Annotated in this window: 12 protein-coding genes; all 12 read left to right on the forward strand. The window is 70.3% G+C overall.

Annotated elements, in window-relative coordinates; translation table 11 throughout:
- Window positions 1-12: 12 nt before the first annotated feature.
- Window positions 13-1,638 (forward strand): substrate-binding domain-containing protein, encoded by a 1,626-nt coding sequence (locus LQF12_RS00455; RefSeq protein WP_231054049.1) that lies wholly within the window; start codon window positions 13-15, stop codon window positions 1,636-1,638.
- 125 nt (window positions 1,639-1,763) lie between these two features.
- Window positions 1,764-4,391 carry a right-handed parallel beta-helix repeat-containing protein gene (locus LQF12_RS00460; protein WP_231054050.1) on the forward strand — a complete coding sequence of 876 codons (2,628 nt, stop codon included), beginning with the start codon at window positions 1,764-1,766 and terminating at the stop codon, window positions 4,389-4,391.
- Between the two features lie 56 nt (window positions 4,392-4,447).
- Window positions 4,448-5,485 (forward strand): LacI family DNA-binding transcriptional regulator, encoded by a 1,038-nt coding sequence (locus tag LQF12_RS00465; protein ID WP_231054051.1) that lies wholly within the window; start codon window positions 4,448-4,450, stop codon window positions 5,483-5,485.
- 169 nt (window positions 5,486-5,654) lie between these two features.
- Window positions 5,655-7,526 (forward strand): DUF8769 domain-containing protein, encoded by a 1,872-nt coding sequence (locus LQF12_RS00470; protein ID WP_231054052.1) that lies wholly within the window; start codon window positions 5,655-5,657, stop codon window positions 7,524-7,526.
- 210 nt (window positions 7,527-7,736) lie between these two features.
- Entirely contained in the window at window positions 7,737-8,696 is a 960-nt protein-coding gene (locus LQF12_RS00475) for a LacI family DNA-binding transcriptional regulator (RefSeq protein ID WP_231054053.1), read from the forward strand.
- On the forward strand, window positions 8,693-9,709 hold the full coding sequence (locus LQF12_RS00480; protein ID WP_231054054.1) for a LacI family DNA-binding transcriptional regulator: 1,017 nt from the start codon (window positions 8,693-8,695) through the stop codon (window positions 9,707-9,709). The genes LQF12_RS00475 and LQF12_RS00480 overlap by 4 nt, the downstream gene beginning before the upstream one ends.
- Before the next feature lie 174 nt (window positions 9,710-9,883).
- On the forward strand, window positions 9,884-11,785 hold the full coding sequence (locus LQF12_RS00485) for a glycoside hydrolase family 127 protein (RefSeq protein ID WP_231054055.1): 1,902 nt from the start codon (window positions 9,884-9,886) through the stop codon (window positions 11,783-11,785).
- A 43-nt stretch (window positions 11,786-11,828) separates the two neighbouring features.
- Entirely contained in the window at window positions 11,829-13,457 is a 1,629-nt protein-coding gene (locus tag LQF12_RS00490) for an extracellular solute-binding protein (RefSeq protein ID WP_231054056.1), read from the forward strand.
- 64 nt (window positions 13,458-13,521) lie between these two features.
- Window positions 13,522-14,508, forward strand: coding sequence for an ABC transporter permease (locus tag LQF12_RS00495; protein ID WP_231054057.1), 987 nt, complete (start codon window positions 13,522-13,524; stop codon window positions 14,506-14,508).
- Window positions 14,509-14,513: 5 nt separating this feature from the next.
- A complete protein-coding gene (locus LQF12_RS00500; RefSeq protein ID WP_231054058.1) occupies window positions 14,514-15,422 on the forward strand; it encodes a carbohydrate ABC transporter permease in 909 nt (302 codons plus the stop codon).
- Window positions 15,422-16,132 carry a YesL family protein gene (locus tag LQF12_RS00505; protein ID WP_231054059.1) on the forward strand — a complete coding sequence of 237 codons (711 nt, stop codon included), beginning with the start codon at window positions 15,422-15,424 and terminating at the stop codon, window positions 16,130-16,132. The genes LQF12_RS00500 and LQF12_RS00505 overlap by 1 nt, the downstream gene beginning before the upstream one ends.
- A 10-nt stretch (window positions 16,133-16,142) precedes the next feature.
- Entirely contained in the window at window positions 16,143-17,936 is a 1,794-nt protein-coding gene (locus tag LQF12_RS00510) for a beta-L-arabinofuranosidase domain-containing protein (protein WP_231054060.1), read from the forward strand.
- Window positions 17,937-17,941: the final 5 nt, after the last annotated feature.

Genomic DNA, 17,941 nt, shown 5'->3' on the forward strand with positions numbered 1-17,941 from the left:
TGGAGGATCCACATGAACCTGTCCCGTCGAAACCTGTTGCGCTTCGGTGCGCTCACGGGTGCTGCCGTGGCCGCCCCATCGCTTGCCGGCTGCCGCACCCAGGGAACTGCCGGACCCGCCGACCCGGGCGCTGCTGCGGCCGACGTGCTGCCCACCTTTCAGCAGTACACCGGGGTCACCGCGGACGTCCCTGGCGAGCCCGGGCGCTACAGCGACCTGTTCTACCGTTACCCCGAGCCGGTCAAGGCCATCAGTGAGGTCCCGGGGGACGGCGGCGACGTCACCTGTCTCACGGTGGCCTCGGTGGCTCCGCCGCCGCTGGAGTCCAACCCGTTCTGGCAGGCGTTCAACGAGCGACTGGGCATCAACTACGTCCCCACCCTGACGCCCTCGCCGGACTATCCCTCGAAGTTCGCCACCATGACCGCCGGCGACGAGCTGCCGGACCTGTTCACCATCGTCGTGGACCAGACCGCAGCCCTCGATCAACTGCTCGCAGCGAAGGCTGCCGACCTCACCGACCACCTCGCCGGTGACGCGATCCTCGACTACCCCTTCCTCGCGAACCTGCCCACCATCTCCTGGCAGGAGACGATCTTCGGCGGCCGCATCCGGGCGATCCCGATCGTCCGCGGGTACATGACCTCGTTGATGATGTACTCCCGCAAGGATCTTCTGGCCGAGCAGGGCATCACCGAGGAGCCGGGATCGTTCGAGGAGTGGTACGCCGCGCTGGAGGAGATGAATGCTCCCTCGGCCAACACCTGGGCCCTGGCCTCCATCCCGACCGACTTCGTGCGCCAGATGCTGCGACTGCCGAACAAGTGGTACCTGGACGGTGACCGGATCGTCACCGCCTATGCCGCCGAGGGCCAGGAGGAGGCACTGGAGTCGATGCGCCGCATCGTCGAGGCCGGCATGGTCAACCCCGACGCCGCCACGGCCAGCGAGAGCGATCAGCGGGCGTGGTTCCAGAACGGCTCCGCCTCCTACGGGTGGTGGACGATGAGTTCCTATCCGGCGCTGGCCGTGGACCCCACGGGCGAGCAGGACGCCTACATCGGTGACGGCGTCCCCGTTCCCGGCTACGAATCGGGCACCGGGACGCCATTCCTCGGGGAACCGAACGTCACCCTCACCGGCTTCAACGCCGCCTCGGCGGAGCGGATCGAGACGCTGCTGTCCATCGCCAACTATCTCGCTGCGCCGTACGGCACCGAGGAGTACCTCTTCCGCAAGTACGGCCTCGAGGGTGAGCACTTCACGATGACCGACGGCGAGATCACCCAGGACCAGGACCGCGGTGGCGAACGCGGGATCGGTCATAACTACATCTGCGACAGCCCCTGGGTCATCGCCGCCACACCCGAGACCCGGGATGCGATGCAGCGGTGGCAGGACTTCGAGAAGGTCTTCACCGAGGAGTTCGCGCTCGATCCGACCACTGGTCTGTATTCCTCCACGGCTTCGCGGAGCCTCGCCTCGCTCAATCAGACGATGAGGGCGCTCGAGCTCGACATCGTGCTCGGGCGGCAGCCCGTCTCCGCCTGGGCCGAGGGCGTGGAGAAGTTCCGCGCCGACGGCGGCACCCTGATCGAGGACGAGCTCACCCAGTCCTACGCCGAGGCGAACGCCTAGCGAACGCCGGCCCCCGCTGCGGGAGCGGGCGGGGGCCGTGCCGGCCGGCAACAGCCGCCTTCCACCGCCGCACACCGCGGCACCCGCCCCGTCGAAGACCCGGTGACATCAACGAGGAGACACCCATGCCCATCGACTCACGCCTACTGAGCACGCTCACCCGCCGCCACCTCCTGACCGGGATGGCCGCCGTCGGCCTGGGGGTCGGCGCAGGAGTGGCAGCCCCACCCGCCACGGCGACTGCCTCCCCCCTGCGCCGGCCGGAGTTCGGCCGCGACATCTTCGTCGACCCCGTGCGGGGCGACGACAGCTGGTCGGGAACACATCCGCAGCGCCGCGGTCGCAGCCACAACGGTCCGGTCGCGACGCTCGCCGAGGCGTTGAGGCTCGTTCGCACGCGTGACCATGCCGGAGCCGACGCTCTCGTGTGGCTGCGCGGTGGCGAGCACAGGCTCGAGGCGACTCTCGATGTCGACGCGGGCGCCGCCGTCGGGACTCTCACCCTCGCCTCCTACCCGGGCGAGCGGGCCACGATCACCGGATCTCGCGTGCTCTCGGGGTGGGAGGAGGTGCAGCACGAAGGCCGGCGTGCCTGGCGGACCCAGGTGCCGGAGGTCGACGGCGAGCCCTGGTACTTCCGTCAACTCTACGTCGATGGTGCGCGCCGCCGCCGCCCGCGGCTTCCCAAGGCGGTCAACGCGGTGGTCGAGGACCACGAGGCGGTCTCGGATCTGGACACGCAGTTCTACCACTTCGACCCGGCCACCGAGGCGGGCACGGGAGCGCGGACCTTCGTCTATCGCGAGGGCGACATCGACCCGGCGTGGTCGCGTCAGCAGGACATCGACGTCGTCTGCATGCGTGAGTGGTTCGACGAACGCGCACCGCTGGAGTCCGTCGACGGCGCCGCGCGGGAGGCGACGGTGGAGTTCCGGCCGTATCACACCAAGACCTGGCAGGGACGCATCTACTACCTTGAGAACGTCTTCGAGGCACTGACCGAACCCGGGGAGTGGTACCTGGACCGGGGCACCGGCACCGTGACCTACCTGCCCCACGAGCACGAGGAGCTCGCCGAGGTCGAGATCTCGGCACCGTCGGTGCGGCAACTGCTCCGGATCGCCGGTGCGCCGGACGCGCAGATCTCCGGTGTCCGCCTGCGCGACCTCGAGCTGCGACACACCGATTGGGACTACTGGCGGATGACCTCGTGGATGAGCGGCCAGTCGGGTTGTCACACGGTGGGTGCGGTGGATGTGATCCACGCCCGTGACATCGAGATCACCGGCTGCACGGTCAGCACGGTCGGGGAGTTCGGCATCACCATCGGGGAGGACTGCCAGGACGTGACCGTCGCGGGCAACCGTGTCACCGAGACCGGATCCGGGGGCATCAAGATCGCCAGTTGGCTCAGCAGGCCCGAGATCGACGAGCTGGCCACCGGTGGCAACCGCATCGTCGACAACGAGATCGACCACACCGGCAAGGTGTTCCACCTCGGCGCCGGCATCCTCGCGATGGACGTCTTCGACACCGAGATCGCCCACAACCACGTGCACGACACCTTCTACACGGCCGTCTCGGTCGGCTGGCGATGGAGCTTCACCGAGTCCGGTATCGGGGGAAACCTCGTGCAGTACAACTACATCCACGACATCGCCAAGGGCATGCTCTCCGACCTGGCCGGGATCTACACGCTCGGCCGCCAGCCCGGCTCGATGGTGCGCAACAACCTGATCCACGACGTGCGCGCCAAGAGCTACCCGTCCTCGGGGATCTACGCGGACGAGGGCAGTAGCCTGATCACCTACGAGCACAACCTCGTCCACGGCTGCGGCACCGGCTTCTGTGCTCCCAACCAGAGCGCCGGCAACACGGTCCGCAACAACATCTTCGCCGACTACTACCAGTTCGGCGTCGGCGGTGGTTTGAACGAGACCGCGGGCCTGTCCGACGTCACGATCGACGTCAGTCGGAACATCGTGGCCTCCGCCGGTGTACCGGTCTTCTTCGGCGGGCGTGGCTTCGACCCTGACGCCACCAAGGTCCGGAGCGAGAACAACCTGATCTGGGACTACACCACCGATCTCGAGGACACCGGCGTGGCCACCCCGGGCGGCGACGCGGTCTCGATCATCGACGCCGAGGGCGTGCCGGTGCCCGGCGCGCGGGCATGGGTGACCTTGACCGATGTCGAGCCCGACGCCTATGCCTTCAGCTCGCTGGAGCAGCCCGTCACCCTGGCCGCCGAGAGCGTCTACCACCTGGTCATGCACGTGACCTCGCTCGGCAACTACTGGCACAACCCCTCGCCGGTGACCACCACCGACGCCGCCACTGTGCTCGGGGACGTCTACCGGTCGAATGCGGACGGGTCGTATCGCACCGGTGCCACCCCGGGCAGCTTCGGCCCCGTCACGCTGCGCTATCTCAGCAATGGCGTGGAGACCGACCTCGTGACGGCGGCTGAGACCAGCGGGTCGCTGCTGCGCAACGACTATTCCGGCCAGCTGGGAATGACGATTCGCACCGGCCAGGAGCCGATGACCGTCACCGCGCTGGGCCGATGGCGCGCCGGGAAGAACTGGTGGGGCCTGTGGCAGGACGCCGAGCTCGACACCGACTCGGTGATCGCCGATCCGCTCTTCACCGACCGGGCCACGGCCGACTACCGTCTGAGCGCCCAGTCGCCGGCATGGTCCGCTCCGGTGTCGTTCGAGCCGATTGACGTCTCCGGTGTGGGTCCGCGGTGAGAGTCGGACGCACGCGCGCCCTCCGCTGCTGTTGCGAGCCGTCGTAATGTGGGCGCATGACAGGGGTATCGCGGCAGGCTCGGCTCAAGGACGTCGCGCGCGAGGCGGGCGTCTCGGCGGCCACCGCCTCCCGCGTCCTGAACGGGAGCGATCGCGCAGTCGCGGAGGACTTCCGGGCCCGGGTGCTGGCGGCGGCCGAGAAGGTCGGGTATCTACCGAACCTGGCGGCCCAGGCCACGGTGCGTGGGCACTACCCGGCGATCGGGCTGGTGGTCGGCGATCTGCGGGACCAGTACTTCGCGCGTGTCGCCCACGGCGTCATCCTCGAGGCGACGCGGCACGATCTGGTGGTCAATATCCAGTCCACCGAGGGCGACGCGGGCCGGGAGCACAGCCTGATCCGCGACCTGCGGCGCCAACGTCCGCAGTATCTGGTGCTGGTCCGCAAGCGGGACGAGGAGCAGGCGCGTGCGGAGCTGCTGACCGAGCTGCGCCAGTTCGAGGTCGAGGGTGGGCGCGTCGTGGTCGTCGGGGAGTCGACCGACCGGGTGCCGGCAGTGCGGCCGCCGGACTTCGACGGGGGCAAGGCGCTGGCGATCGCCCTGGTCGGGCTGGGCTATCGCTCGTTCGCCGCGATCTGCTCGACCGACAAGGCGTCGTGGCGCGAGCGGCTCGACGGCTTCCGGACGGGACTCTCCGCGGCCGGAATCGCGCTGCCGGACTCCGCGATCGCCACCACCGAGCACTCGTTGCCCGGCGGCGTGGCGGCGATGTCGGATCTGCTGGCGCGCCTGGACCCCCTGCCCGAGCTGATCTTCGCGATCGAGGATGCGATCGCGCTCGGGGCGGTGGCGGAGCTGCGCCGCAACGGGGTGGAGGTCCCGCGCGACATCGCGGTGTCGGGATACGGCGACCGCGAACTCGGGCTGGTCGACCCCACCTCCATCACCCTCTCGACCGTGCGGACCCCGCTGGAGGAGATGGGCGCGGTCGGGGTGCGCAGCTGCGTGGAGCCATGGGCCCCCACCCGGCCCCTCATCCCACAGGTCATCCTGCGCGGGACGACCCCGCGACGGCGTACCCGCGCCGTCTGAGCCCCGGCGCTCCTGCCGACCCTGCCGGCCCCGCGTGGCCAGCGGTGGCACGCGCCGTCGTAGGAATACGTATTCCCACCGAGGCCGTCCGTGCCGGATGGAGCGCGTCTGGCATGCGAGGCCTCGGTAGCGCGCTCATAGCAGTGTCTCGCCGAAGTGATTGGACGTCATGAACACCGTTGTTGCACCCACGGCCGGCAAACGGCATCCCTCAGGCGAGGAGTTCGATCAGCTGCTGATCTCGCTCGCGCGCCAGGCGGGCGACCATACGTTCGACGCTGAGGCCACGCTGATCGTCGAACCAGGCGCCTACAACCCGATTCACACCCGGATGTGGACCGGTGAGCGTCATCCCTACCGGGAGAGCCTCGAATACGCCCTGGCGCTGCTGGAGACCGGACAGGTCGGTCTCGCCGAGGAGGTGCTGCTGCGGGTGGTGGCCGACCAGGACGTCGACGAGACCTCGCCGACCTACGGCATCTGGAGCTACTTCGCCGAGGAGCCGCTCGAGCAGATGGTCCCGCCCGATTGGAACTGGGCCGACTTCCTCGGGATCTCGCTCGCCCTCGTGCTGCTCCGCCACGAGGATGTGCTGCGGCCGGCCGTCGCCGCCGCCGTGCGAGAGGCCCTGCGGCACGCGTCTGAGTCGATCCGCCGCCGGAATGTGTCCATGGCGTACACGAACATCGCGGCCAAAGGGAGTTTTGTCACTCTGACGGCCGGGATCCTGCTCCAGGACGACGAGCTGTTCTCCTACGCGCGGGAGCGGGTGCGGCGCTTGCGGGACCAGATCCGCACCGACGGCAGCTTCGCCGAGTACAACAGCCCGGGCTACTGGGCGATCACTACCGAGGCCATCACGCTGATCACCCAGTACGTGGACGATCCGCAGGTGCATGCCGACGCGCGGGAGATCCTCACCGAGCTCTGGTCCCACCTGATCCAGCGATGGTGGAGCCCGGGCGCGCAGCTGTCCGGTCCGATGGCGCGCGCCTACCGGGACAACCAGGGCGAGAACGCTCCGGTGATGGCCCTGCTGGCCAAGGCGGCGGGGCTGGCGACACCGTTCGACCCGCCACCGCTGCCTACGTGTGCCCCCTACGCAGGTGGCCTCGGGCTCGTGGTCCCCGCGATCGTGCAGGTCGAGGTTCCGCTGTGGGTCACGCAGGGCCTCCTCAACGGGTCGCTGGGCACCGTGCGAGAACGGTTCAGCGTGACGGCGTGGCCGAGCGAGGTCCCGGCCGCTGTGGTCGGCACCACCTGGCGAGGTCAGACCGCGACGCTCGGCTCGGCGAACTGCGGTGACTTCTGGCTCCAGCGCCGCCCGCTGCTGGGCTACTGGCGCGAGCCCGGAGACCGACTCTGGCAGGACGTCCATGTCCTGCGTCTGCGTGGGCTGAAGAACGGTCGCGACTTCGCCTCCGCGCAGTTCCACTCCGTGCAGGACGAGGGCGACGTCGCGTGGATCGCCGGGTGGTGCTCGCCCGGAGGCGACGAGCACATCATCCTCAATCCGATCGAGGACGGGCAGGCGATCCCGGTCGATAGCCTGCAGGTGCGGCTCGACCTCGTCGGCGCGCAGCGGCTGGCGATATACGTCAACGGCGCCGAGGTGACCGCGGATGAGGTCCCCCTCGGCTTCGGGGACCTCATCACGGCCGAGGTGAACGGCTTCAGCCTGGCGGTGCGGATCAAGGCCGCGGCGTTCGGCGACCACACCCCGCGGCTCCGGCTGGTGCGTACCGAGGACGGCTGGCACGTGGTCTGCGACATGATCGGCGATCAGACCCACGTCGTGCTCCGTGACGTGCACCGAGCCTACGTCTGCGGCACGGTGAGCGTCTCGGGAACGGCACGCAACGCCAATGGGGTGATGAGCACGGTGAGCTTCGACGGCGAGTCGGTCTCGCTGACCTGGCCCAGCCGCACCGGCAAGCGCCTGCTCGTCGCCGCACCGCTCGGGGTGGTCACCCACGAGCGTCACCTACAGCTGCACCGCTCCGATATCGACGGCCGCAGTCTCGCCGACGTCCACGCGTGAGTGCCGTGGTCACTGCCGGTCAGCGGTGCCGCGACGAACCCGGCTGCGGCGACGTGGTGGCGCTGTGTCCCTCCATCCCAGCCGCCGGCGTCGGCGGCCACCAGTGCCATGGCGCAGCTCATCTCGTGACGGACCGCATCACGATCCATGACACGGTGTCACTGCCCACGCTCGCGGGTCGCGACCCTCCCCACGTCTAGGCTGCTCCCCATGCGAGTCACGATGCGGGACGTCGCCGAGCGCGCCGGCGTCTCGGTCAAGACCGTCTCGCGCGTGGTCAACGGCGAGCCCCACATCCGGCCCGAGACCCAGGCCCAGGTGCGGGAGGCGATCGCCGCCCTGAGCTGGCGGCCCAACGCCTCGGCCCGCACCCTGCGGACCGGCCGGACCGGCGTCGTGGGGATCATGGTGGCCGAGCTGCGCCGGCCGTTGCTGGCGGCCATGGTGGAAGCGCTCGTGACGGAGGTGGACCGGCACGGGTTGCAGTCCGCCGTCGAACCCATTCACGACGACGCCGCTCGCCTGCGCGAGGTCCTCGCCTCGCGTGGGCGCACCGTCGACGCGCTGATCGTCGTCGACGCCCCCGAACTGCCTGCGACCACCGACGACGACGGCCCGCTCGTGCGGGTCGACCTCACCGCCGCGGTGGCCGGTCAGCTCGGCGATCGCGTCGGCATCGACCGGGAGCAGGCGGCGGACCTGCTCCTGCGCCATCTGCGGTTGATGGGCCGCCACGACATCCTCCGGCTCGGCCCGGGGCCGTTGGACAGCCGGTCGGAGAGCCCAGCGATCCCCCTGCTGGACCTCGACGGCGCGGACCGGCGGGCCGGGTACCGCGCGGCGCAACGGGCGATCGCGGATCAGCCACGGGTGGACGCACTGGTCTGCGGCACGGACGAGATCGCCCTCGGGGCGCTCGCCGGCCTCTACGCCGCGGGGGTGAACGTGCCCGGGCGCATCGCCGTGACCGGCTTCGGCGACCTGGAGGACAGCCGGTTCGCGACGCCGTCGCTGACCACGCTCGACCCGGATCCGGCGGCCGTGGCCCGTGCCGCCGTCGACATGGTGCGCGGCCGGTGGCGCGAGCCCGGGGGCCGCGACGCACGCGAGGTGGAGCTACCGGTCGCCCTGGTCCGGCGCGAGTCGACGATGGGGGCGAGTCCGCGATGACCGATCAGCCCACCCTGGACGATGTGGCCGCCGTCGCCGGGGTCTCGGCGAAGACCGTCTCGAACGTGCTGCTCGAGCGCCCGCATGTCGCGGCCGCCACGCGGGAGCGGGTCCGGGCCGCTGTGGAGTCGGTGGGCTACCGGGTGAACCGGGCCGGGCGCGGGCTGGCCTCGGGGCGAAGCGGCCGGATCGCGGTGGTCGTGCCCAAGCTCTACCAGCCCTACTTCGCCGAGATCGCCGAGCGGTTGATCGTGGCGCTCGGCGCTGCCGGGTTCAGCTGCACCCTGCGCATCGCCCCCGATGCCGCGGCCGAGCGCGACGCCGTGCTGGGGATCACCACGGCGGATGCCGACGGGGTGGTGATCTGCCCCCACGGGCTCAGCGCGGCGTTGCTCCAGGGCCGCCGGCCCGAACGACCGGTCGTCCAGATCGGCGGAGGGCCCACCGGCCTGGTCGACGTGGTGGTGATGGGCGAGCGGGACGGGTTCGAGGCCGTGACGCGACACCTGCTGGACTCCGGGCGCCGGCGTCTGGCGCTGGTGTGGAACTCCACCGGCAGCGGCAGGCCCGAGGGGGCGCGGTACGAGGCGTTCCTCGCGGCGCACCGAGCGCGCGGGCTCGAGCCCGATCCGGCGCTGATGGCCGCCGGTTCGGACTGGGACCGGCGCGTCTCCGGGTACGAGGCGACGACCGGCCTGCTGCGCTCGGGTGCAGTCTTCGACGCGGTGGTCGCGATCAACGACGCGCTCGCGGTCGGGGCGATGCGGGCGCTGCGCAGCCACGGCGTGCGGGTGCCCGAGGACGTGGCGGTCACCGGTTTCGACGACACCGATGAGGCCGGGTTCACGATCCCGCCGCTGACGTCGGTGAGCCCGGAGCAGGAGGAGATGGTCGCCACCGCGGTCCGGATGCTGATCGAGCGGCTGGACGGGCTCGAGGCCCCGGCGCGCGAGCACCTCACCGGGGCCCACCTGGTCCCGCGTGCGTCCTCGGGGGCCCGGCCGCTCGTCTGACCCTCGCCAGTTGCCCCGATCTGTCGCCTGACGGTGCCGGGAGTCGACGGATCGGGGCAACTCGGCGGTGGTCCGGGCCGTCGCGCCTCCTCGCCAGGTCGTCGATGTCTCACTGTTGACAACGCTGAATGCTCGGCCGTACTGTCAACGCAGATCACCCGCGAAGGAGCAGATGTGACGCAGCAGCAGGTGGCATCGACGCCGCCCTCCCAGGCCTCCGGCCGCCCCGTCAAGGTGGCACCGGCCATTCCGCGGGCCACCGCGGCCCCGCACCGTCCGCTCGACCTGCGCGACGTCCGACTCAGCCCGGACGGGCCGCTCGGTGCGTGGCAGCAGCGCAACGCCGAGGCCACCATCGGTCACTGCATCGCGAACCTCGAGACCTCCGGGGTGATCGACAACTTCCGCCGGGTGATCGGGGAGTCCGGCGCCTCCTACCGCGGGTTCGTCTTCGCCGACTCCGACCTGTACAAGACCATCGAGGCCGTCGCCTGGGAGATCGCCCGCACCGGCACCACCGAGTGGGACGCCTGGCTGGACGAGGTCATCGCTCTCGTCGCCCGCGTGCAGGAGCGCACGGGGTTCGTGATGACGTGGATCCAGGGCGTGCACCCGGAGAAGAAGTTCGCCGAGCTCGAGTGGACGCACGAGATGTACGTCGCCGGGCACATGATCCAGGCGGCCGTCGCCCTCTCCCGCGGGGCCGGGCGCGATGACCTGCTGGCCCTGGCGCGGCGGTTCGCCGATCTGCTCGACCGCCGCTTCGGTCCCGGCCGGGACGCCGGCATCTGCGGTCACCCCGAGATCGAGACCGCCCTGGTCGAGCTGTACCGCCACACCGGTGAGCGCCGCTACCTGAGCCTCGCCGAGCGGATGATCGACCTGCGTGGCACCGGCCTGCTCACGGCCGGCGGACTCGGCGCCACCTACTTCCAGGATCACGCTCCTGTGCGCCAGACGCGGGACGCCGTCGGGCACGCCGTGCGCCAGCTGTACCTGAACGCCGGTGCCACCGACGTGCATCTGGAGAGCGGCGAGCAGGCGCTGCTGGAGGCGATGCGCACGCAGTGGGAGAGCGCCCACCACCGCAAGATGTACCTGACCGGCGCGTTCGGCTCGCGCCACCGCGACGAAGCCTTCGGCGACGACTACGAGCTGCCCTCCGACCGTGCCTACGCCGAGACCTGCGCCTCCATCGCCGACGTGCACTGGACCTGGCGGATGATGCTCGCGAGCGCCCAGCTCGTGGCCGAGTACCCCGAGACGATCGAGCGTGAGCTGCACAACGCCCTCGCCGCGGCCGTGGACTCGACCGGCACCCGGTTCTTCTACGCCAACCCGCTGCAGCTGCGGCCGGACCGCTTCAGCGAGGAGAACGCCCCGCGGGATCGCCAGCACTGGTACCGGTGCGCCTGCTGCCCACCGAACCTGGCCCGCCTGGTGGCCCAGCTCAGCTCCTACGTGGCCACTCAGAGCGAGAACGAGCTCGCGCTGCACCTGCTTGCCGCGGCCGAGATCACCGTGCCCGCGCAGCTCGGTGGTGGCACGCTGCGCGTGCGCACCTCCTACCCCGACGACGGCGACCTCACCCTGACCCTGCAGGGTTCACCCGGACTGCGCCTCGCCGTCCGGATCCCGAGCTGGTCGACCCGCGCACTGCTCGACGGCACCGCGGTCACCCCGGACGTGGACGGCTATCTGCGGCTGCACCTGACCGAGCCCGTCGCGCTCTCGCTGGACGTGCGCCCACGCTGGACCCGGGCGCACCACCGCGCCGACGCCCTGCGGGGGGCACGCGCGCTGGAGATGGGCCCGCGGGTCTACTGCGTCGAGCAGGTGGACCTGCCCGCGGGGGTGGCGCTCGACGACGTCCGCGTCGACACCACCGCCGATCCCTCGCCGGTGGAAGGCGGGCTCCACCTGCGCGGCCGGGTGGTGAGCGCCGTCGACGGCCTCTACCCCCCGGCCGAGCACGAGCCCACCCCGCAGCACGAGATCGACCTCACCGCCGTCCCGTTCTCGACCTGGGGCAACCGAGGCGCCACCGCCATGCGCGTGTGGCTGCCGACCATCTGAAACTGACACGACCGAGGGGTCGTGCTGGACTCGAGGAGGAGTCATGAGAAGGAACCGACCGATGCGGCGCACCGCGCCGGCCGTCGCCGCAGTGGCGGCGGGAGCCCTGATGCTGACTGCCTGCAGCGGGGGTGGCGACGGCGATGGCGGCGATGGCGGCGGAGACGGTGCCATCCAGATCCTCGTGCTCAAGCACCCCCTCACCGGGGCGATGGCCGACATGGGCTGGGTGGCCGACATGGAGGAGATGGCCGGCGTCACCATCGAGTGGGAGGAGGTCTCGGCCGACTGGGACCAGAAGAAGTCCACCATGCTCGCCGCCGGTGACATCCCGGACCTGGTGGTGGGCACCAATGCGATCACCAACGCCGACCTGGCCACCTTCACCGGCCTGTTCGAGGACCTCAGCGATGACATGGACGCGCTGCCGAACGTCGCGGCGATGTTCGATGCCGTCCCGGTCACCGAGCAGATGGCGACCATGCCCGACGGCGCCGTCTTCTCCCTGCCGAGCTACCGCCGCTTCTGGCCCGAGACGGGCTCACGGCAGTTCATCAACCAGCAGTGGCTGGACAACCTCGGGCTGGAGCAGCCCACCACCTGGGACGAGCTGCACGAGGTGCTGCTGGCGTTCAAGGAGGAGGACGCCAACGGCAACGGTGACCCCAGCGACGAGATCCCGATGGACTGGGCACCGGCCGGTGACACCGGCTTCGGGCTCTTCCAGCCCACGGTGCTGCTGGGCAGCCTCGGCCTGCCGATCGCCGATGGTGGCGGGCAGGGGTACTTCGTCGAGGACGGGCAGGTCGGCAACTTCCTGGTCGACGAGCGCTACCGCGACCTGATCGCCTTCCTGCACGAGCTCTATGCCGACGGACTGATCAGTCAGGACGTCATGACGCAGGACTACTCGGCCTACCAGTCGGTGGCCCGCGGCGACGGCGACGACGCCCGCGTCGGTTTCACCTGGGGCTGGACCGGTTCGGACCGCGTGGGCGCCCAGCTGGTGGAGCAGTACGCACCACTGGCCCCGCTGCAGGCCGACGCCTCGATCAGCCAGGACGACGTGAGCTGGTCCTTCGACTCCTACCTGCTCAACTACGGCGTCAACTCCATCACGATGTCGGCACAGTCGGACAACCGCGAGGGAGCTCTCGCCGTCATCGACGCCTTCTACGACCAGGACATCTCGATCCAGGCGCTGTGGGGCGGGCTGGGTGAGAACCTCGAGTCCTCCGGTGAGGGCTCCTACGAGGTGCTCCCACCCGCGGACGGCGAGTCCGACCCCTCCACCTGGAAGTGGACCACCACGCTGGCCGACAACAGCCCCGGATGGATCCGCGAGGACATCGAGGTGGTGCTGCCCAGCGACCTGCAGGAGGCTGCGGAGCAGTCGGAGCCGCTGACCGAGGCGATCGAGAACGTGGACCCGGCCACCGACATCTTCCCCTCCCAGCTGATCCGGATGACCGAGGAGGACCTCAACACCCTCTCGCTGAACAACACGGCCGTCTTCGCGATCGCCATGCAGCGGTGGGCCACCTGGATCACCGAGGGGGGCGTGGAGTCCGAGTGGGACGGCTACGTCTCCGAGATCGAGGGCGCCGGCCTGGCGCAGAACGTCGAGATCCACCAGGGCTACTACGACGACTTCGAGGCCCCGCAGGGCTGAGGCCGCAGACCAGGGTGGTGCGGCCGGGAGTCCCCGGCCGCACCACCGATCGAAGGAGATCACCGTGACCGCGACCCTCAGGGGGACCACGCCCGCCCGCGGAGCCGAGCCCCCACGACCACCCACCCGCAGCCGCCCGCGCGGTACGGCGGCGCTGCGCCGGCACGTGCACCGCTACTGGCAGCTGTGGGTGATGGCGCTGCCGGCCATCGGCTTCGTGGCCCTGTTCGCCTACGTGCCGATGTACGGGCTGCAGCTCGCCTTCCGCGAGTTCGACTTCACCGCCGGCCTCACCGGCGGGGAGTGGGTGGGGCTGAAGTACTTCGAGCAGTTCTTCGACAGTCCGCAGTTCTGGACGCTGATGCGCAACACCGTGGTCATCAGCCTCACCACGCTGGTGGTCGGCTTCGTCGCCCCCATCGCGCTCGCGCTGCTGGTCAACCAGGTGGTCGGCCGCCGCCGCAAGCGGTTCATGCAGACGGCCACCTACCTGCCCCACTTCATCTCCATCGTGGTGATCGTGGGCATGCTGCAGGTGTTCCTCTCACCCTCCTCGGGCCTGATCACCCGGGTGGCCGAGATGATCGGCTTCAGCGGCACCAACCTGCTCGGCGACACCAGCGCCTTCGTGCCGGTCTACGTGATCTCCGAGGTCTGGCAGCACGCCGGCTGGAACAGCATCATCTACCTCGCCGCGCTGGCCAGCGTGGACCCCCAGCTCTACGAGGCGGCGCGCATCGACGGGGCCGGCCGGTTCACGATCATCCGGCACATCGACCTTCCGGCCCTGGTGCCCACCATGATCATCCTGTTCATCCTCAACATGGGCACCGTGCTCAGCACCGGCTTCGAGAAGATCTTCCTCATGCAGAACCCCCTGAACCTGGGGGTCTCGGAGGTGCTGGCCACCTACGTCTACAAGATCGGCATCCTGTCGAACCAGTTCAGCTACGGCACGGCGATCGGTCTGTTCAACACCCTGATCAACTTCACGTTCCTGGTGGTCGCCAACCAGATCGCCAAGCGTGTCTCCAACACGAGTCTGTGGTGAGCCGCATGAGACTGTCAGCCCTCAAGCACCGCACCGGCGGGGACATCGCGTTCACCATCGGGCTGGTCGTGACCTGCGTCGTGGTGCTGTTCGTGACCCTGTACCCGATCTACTTCGTGATCATCGCCTCGGTCAGCGACCCGACGATGGTCGCCACCGGGCGGGTGTGGTTCATCCCGCAGGGGATCTCCTGGTTCGGCTACGAGCAGATCCTCGCCGACCAGCGCATCTGGACCGGGTACCGCAACACCATCCTCTACACCGTGGTCGGCACGGCGGTGAACCTGCTCGTCACCCTGCCCGCCGCCTACGCGCTCTCGCGCAAGGAGTTCAGCCCCCGCAAGGTGCTGATGTTCTTCTTCGCCTTCACGATGTTCTTCAACGGCGGGCTCATCCCGATGTACCTGCTGCTGCGCGACCTCAACCTGCTCGACAACTGGCTGGTGTTCATCCTGCCGACGGCCGTCAACGTCTACAACCTGATCATCGCCCGGGCGTTCTTCGAGCACTCCCTGCCCGAGGAGCTGTTCGAGGCGGCCACCATCGACGGATCGAACTACTTCCAGTTCTTCCTCAAGATGGCCGTGCCGCTGTCGATGGCAATCATCTCGGTAATCGGGCTCTACTACCTGGTCCAGCACTGGAACGACTTCTTCACCGGCCTGGTCTTCGTGCGCGACTACGACAAGCAACCGCTGCAGATCGTGCTGCGTGACATCCTCATCTCCAACCAGGCCTTCTCCGGCGGCGCCGGCGGATCCGGTGGATCCGGTGGCGGCAGCTACGCCCAGCAGTACGCCGACCAGATCAAGTACGGCGTGATCGTGGTCTCCACACTGCCGGTGATCGTGCTCTACCCCTTCCTGCAGCGCTACTTCGAGAAGGGCGTGCTGATCGGGTCGGTGAAGGGCTGATGCGGCGCGTGCTGGAGTGGCACCAGCGGCTCGGCCGGCTCGGCCTGCGGCTGCTCGTGCTCCACCTGCTCTGGATCGGATGGACGCTGCGCGGCGCCGTCGTGGCCGGGATCTTCCCCGCCACGGCCGCCCTGCACGGGGCGCTGCGCGACGACATCCGGCACGCCCTGCAGTATCCCGAGGACCCGCTCGCACTGGACCGCGCCGGGCGCCGGGCGCTGCGCACCCGGTTCGCCGAGCTGTGGCGCGCCGAGCGCGGGCCGGCGAACCGGCTGGGCGCCGTGCTCACCGTGGCCTGGGCGCTGGTGATCGTGGACCGGATGGTGGTGGCCGTCCTCGACCTGGGTGGCCTCGGCCCGGTGCTGGCCGGCGGCCTGACCGTCGCCGGCGTCGTCCTCGGCCTGCTGACGGTACTCGTGTGGCCGTTGCAGGCCCACTTCGACGAGGGCGCCTTCGCCCTGCTGCGCCGCAGCGCCGTGCTCGCCGGTGGCCGCCCGGCCGCGGCGGCACTCACCGGGCTCGGCGCCGGGCTGATCCTGTGCGCGTACTACCTGATCCCCGGGCTGATCCCGGTGCTCGGCGTGGCGGCCCCGGCCGCAGTGGCCACCACGTGCCTGTGGCGCACCGGCGTGCTGGCGGCACCACCACCGATGGCCGTGCCTCCCCCCGCACCGGCCGACGACCCCCACCCCGCCCTGCAGCACACCTGAGAGGACACCGATGTCCAGCACCACTGCGGTGGGCAGAGCCGCCGTCCAGCCCGTGCTCGACTCCCTCGGCTACGCCGGGCGCGTTCACCTGACCGGGGCCCTGGGCGAGCGGATCGCCGACGCCGCGCAGACCTACCTCGGCATGGCGCCCGAGGACGTCCTGCACGGGTTCCGGCAGCAGGCCGGCCTGCCGGCACCGGGCCGGCCGATGACCGGCTGGTCGCGCACCACCACCCAGCCCACCTTCGGCCAATGGGTCTCCGGCCTGGCGCGGCTCGGCGCCAGTGCCGGCATCCCCGAGGCGAGCGCGCGGGCGATCGAGCTGGTCGAGGGCTATGCCGAGACCGTCGGACCCGACGGCGACACCCGGATGTCGCTCTACGGCTACGAGAAGCTCGTCTGCGGACTGGTCGACACCGCCCTGTACGCCGGCCACGGCCCGGCGCTGGAGCTGCTCGAGCGCACGGTCGGCTGGGCCGCCCGGACCCTGGAGCGCGACCGCCCGCCCGCCCACGCCGCGAACTTCGCCGGCGGCGCCATCACCCCCACCTCCCACGCCCGCACGATCGAGTGGTACACCCTCGCCGAGAACCTGCACCGCGGCTACCTCGCCGGCGCGGACACCGCCGTGCGCGACTTCGCCGAGGTGTGGCACTACGACTCCTACTGGGACGCCGTCGCCACCCCGCCCGAGCCCGGGCGCGCCTGGGACGTGCCGGTGTGGCTGCACGCCTACTCCCACGTGAACACCTTCGCCTCGGCCGCGGCCGCCTACGAGGTCACCGGCGAGGCGCACTACCTGGACATCCTGCGCGGAGCCCACGAATACGTCACCTCCACCCAGACGTATGCCACCGGCGGGTACGGCCCGAGCGAGTTCACCCTGCCCGAGGACGGGTCACTCGGGCGCAGCCTGGAGTGGCGCACCGACACCGCCGAGATCGTCTGCGGCTCCTGGGCGGCATTCAAACTGAGCACCGCGTTGCTGCGCCACACCGGCGAGGCCCGCTACGCCGACTGGATCGAACAGCTCGTCTTCTCCGGCATCGGCGCCGTCACACCGGTCCGCCCCGGCGGCCGCTCGCCCTACTACCAGGACTACCGCCTCGGCATCGCCACCAAGCTGCCGCACTGGGACGACTGGCCCTGCTGCTCGGGCACCTACCTGCAGTGCGTCTCCCACCTGCCCGACCTGGTCTACCACGGGCGCGAGGACGGGGTCTCGGTGGCCCTGTACGTCCCCTCCACCCTCACCTGGACCCAGGACGGGCGCGAGCTCACCCTCGACCAGCGCACCGACTTCCCGGTCGGCGACGAGACCACACTCACCCTGGCTGTGCCCAGCGGCCCCGCGACCTTCACCCTGCGCCTGCGGGTGCCGCCGTGGAGCGAGCGATTCACGGTGACCGTCAACGGCGAGGCGACCTCCGCCGTCGTGGGGGAGGGGGGCTGGCGGGAGGTGCGCCGGGAGTGGCACGACGGCGACCAGGTGCGGATCCGGCTCGGCGCCGGGCTGCGGGTGCTGCCGGTGGACCGGTGGCACCCGAACCGGGTGGCGTTCGCGCACGGGCCGGTGGTCCTCGCGCAGAATGCCGACTGGACCATGCCGGTCTCCCTGCCCACCCCGTGGCAGATGGTCGACCCGGACGCCGCCTTCACGCGGGAGACCGAAGGCCTCGGCTACCGCCCGGCCGGCGTGGGCACCGCACGGCTCCCGCTGGGCCGGATGGGCCCGCTCGCCGACGTGCCCGACCGCATCCCGTACCGGATCTACCACGACCTCGACGCCCCCCGGATCATCTAGGAGCA

Source organism: Ruania suaedae (assembly GCF_021049265.1).
In the GTDB taxonomy this organism is placed as follows: domain Bacteria; phylum Actinomycetota; class Actinomycetes; order Actinomycetales; family Beutenbergiaceae; genus Ruania; species Ruania suaedae.

Coding starts and splice junctions, on each gene's coding strand:
- LQF12_RS00480 (WP_231054054.1), top strand. CDS start 8,693: ATGACCGATCAGCCCACCCTGGACGATGTGGCCGCCGTCGCCGGGGTC.
- LQF12_RS00490 (WP_231054056.1), top strand. CDS start 11,829: ATGAGAAGGAACCGACCGATGCGGCGCACCGCGCCGGCCGTCGCCGCA.
- LQF12_RS00505 (WP_231054059.1), top strand. CDS start 15,422: ATGCGGCGCGTGCTGGAGTGGCACCAGCGGCTCGGCCGGCTCGGCCTG.
- LQF12_RS00465 (WP_231054051.1), top strand. CDS start 4,448: ATGACAGGGGTATCGCGGCAGGCTCGGCTCAAGGACGTCGCGCGCGAG.
- LQF12_RS00475 (WP_231054053.1), top strand. CDS start 7,737: ATGCGAGTCACGATGCGGGACGTCGCCGAGCGCGCCGGCGTCTCGGTC.
- LQF12_RS00510 (WP_231054060.1), top strand. CDS start 16,143: ATGTCCAGCACCACTGCGGTGGGCAGAGCCGCCGTCCAGCCCGTGCTC.
- LQF12_RS00460 (WP_231054050.1), top strand. CDS start 1,764: ATGCCCATCGACTCACGCCTACTGAGCACGCTCACCCGCCGCCACCTC.
- LQF12_RS00500 (WP_231054058.1), top strand. CDS start 14,514: ATGAGACTGTCAGCCCTCAAGCACCGCACCGGCGGGGACATCGCGTTC.
- LQF12_RS00455 (WP_231054049.1), top strand. CDS start 13: ATGAACCTGTCCCGTCGAAACCTGTTGCGCTTCGGTGCGCTCACGGGT.
- LQF12_RS00470 (WP_231054052.1), top strand. CDS start 5,655: ATGAACACCGTTGTTGCACCCACGGCCGGCAAACGGCATCCCTCAGGC.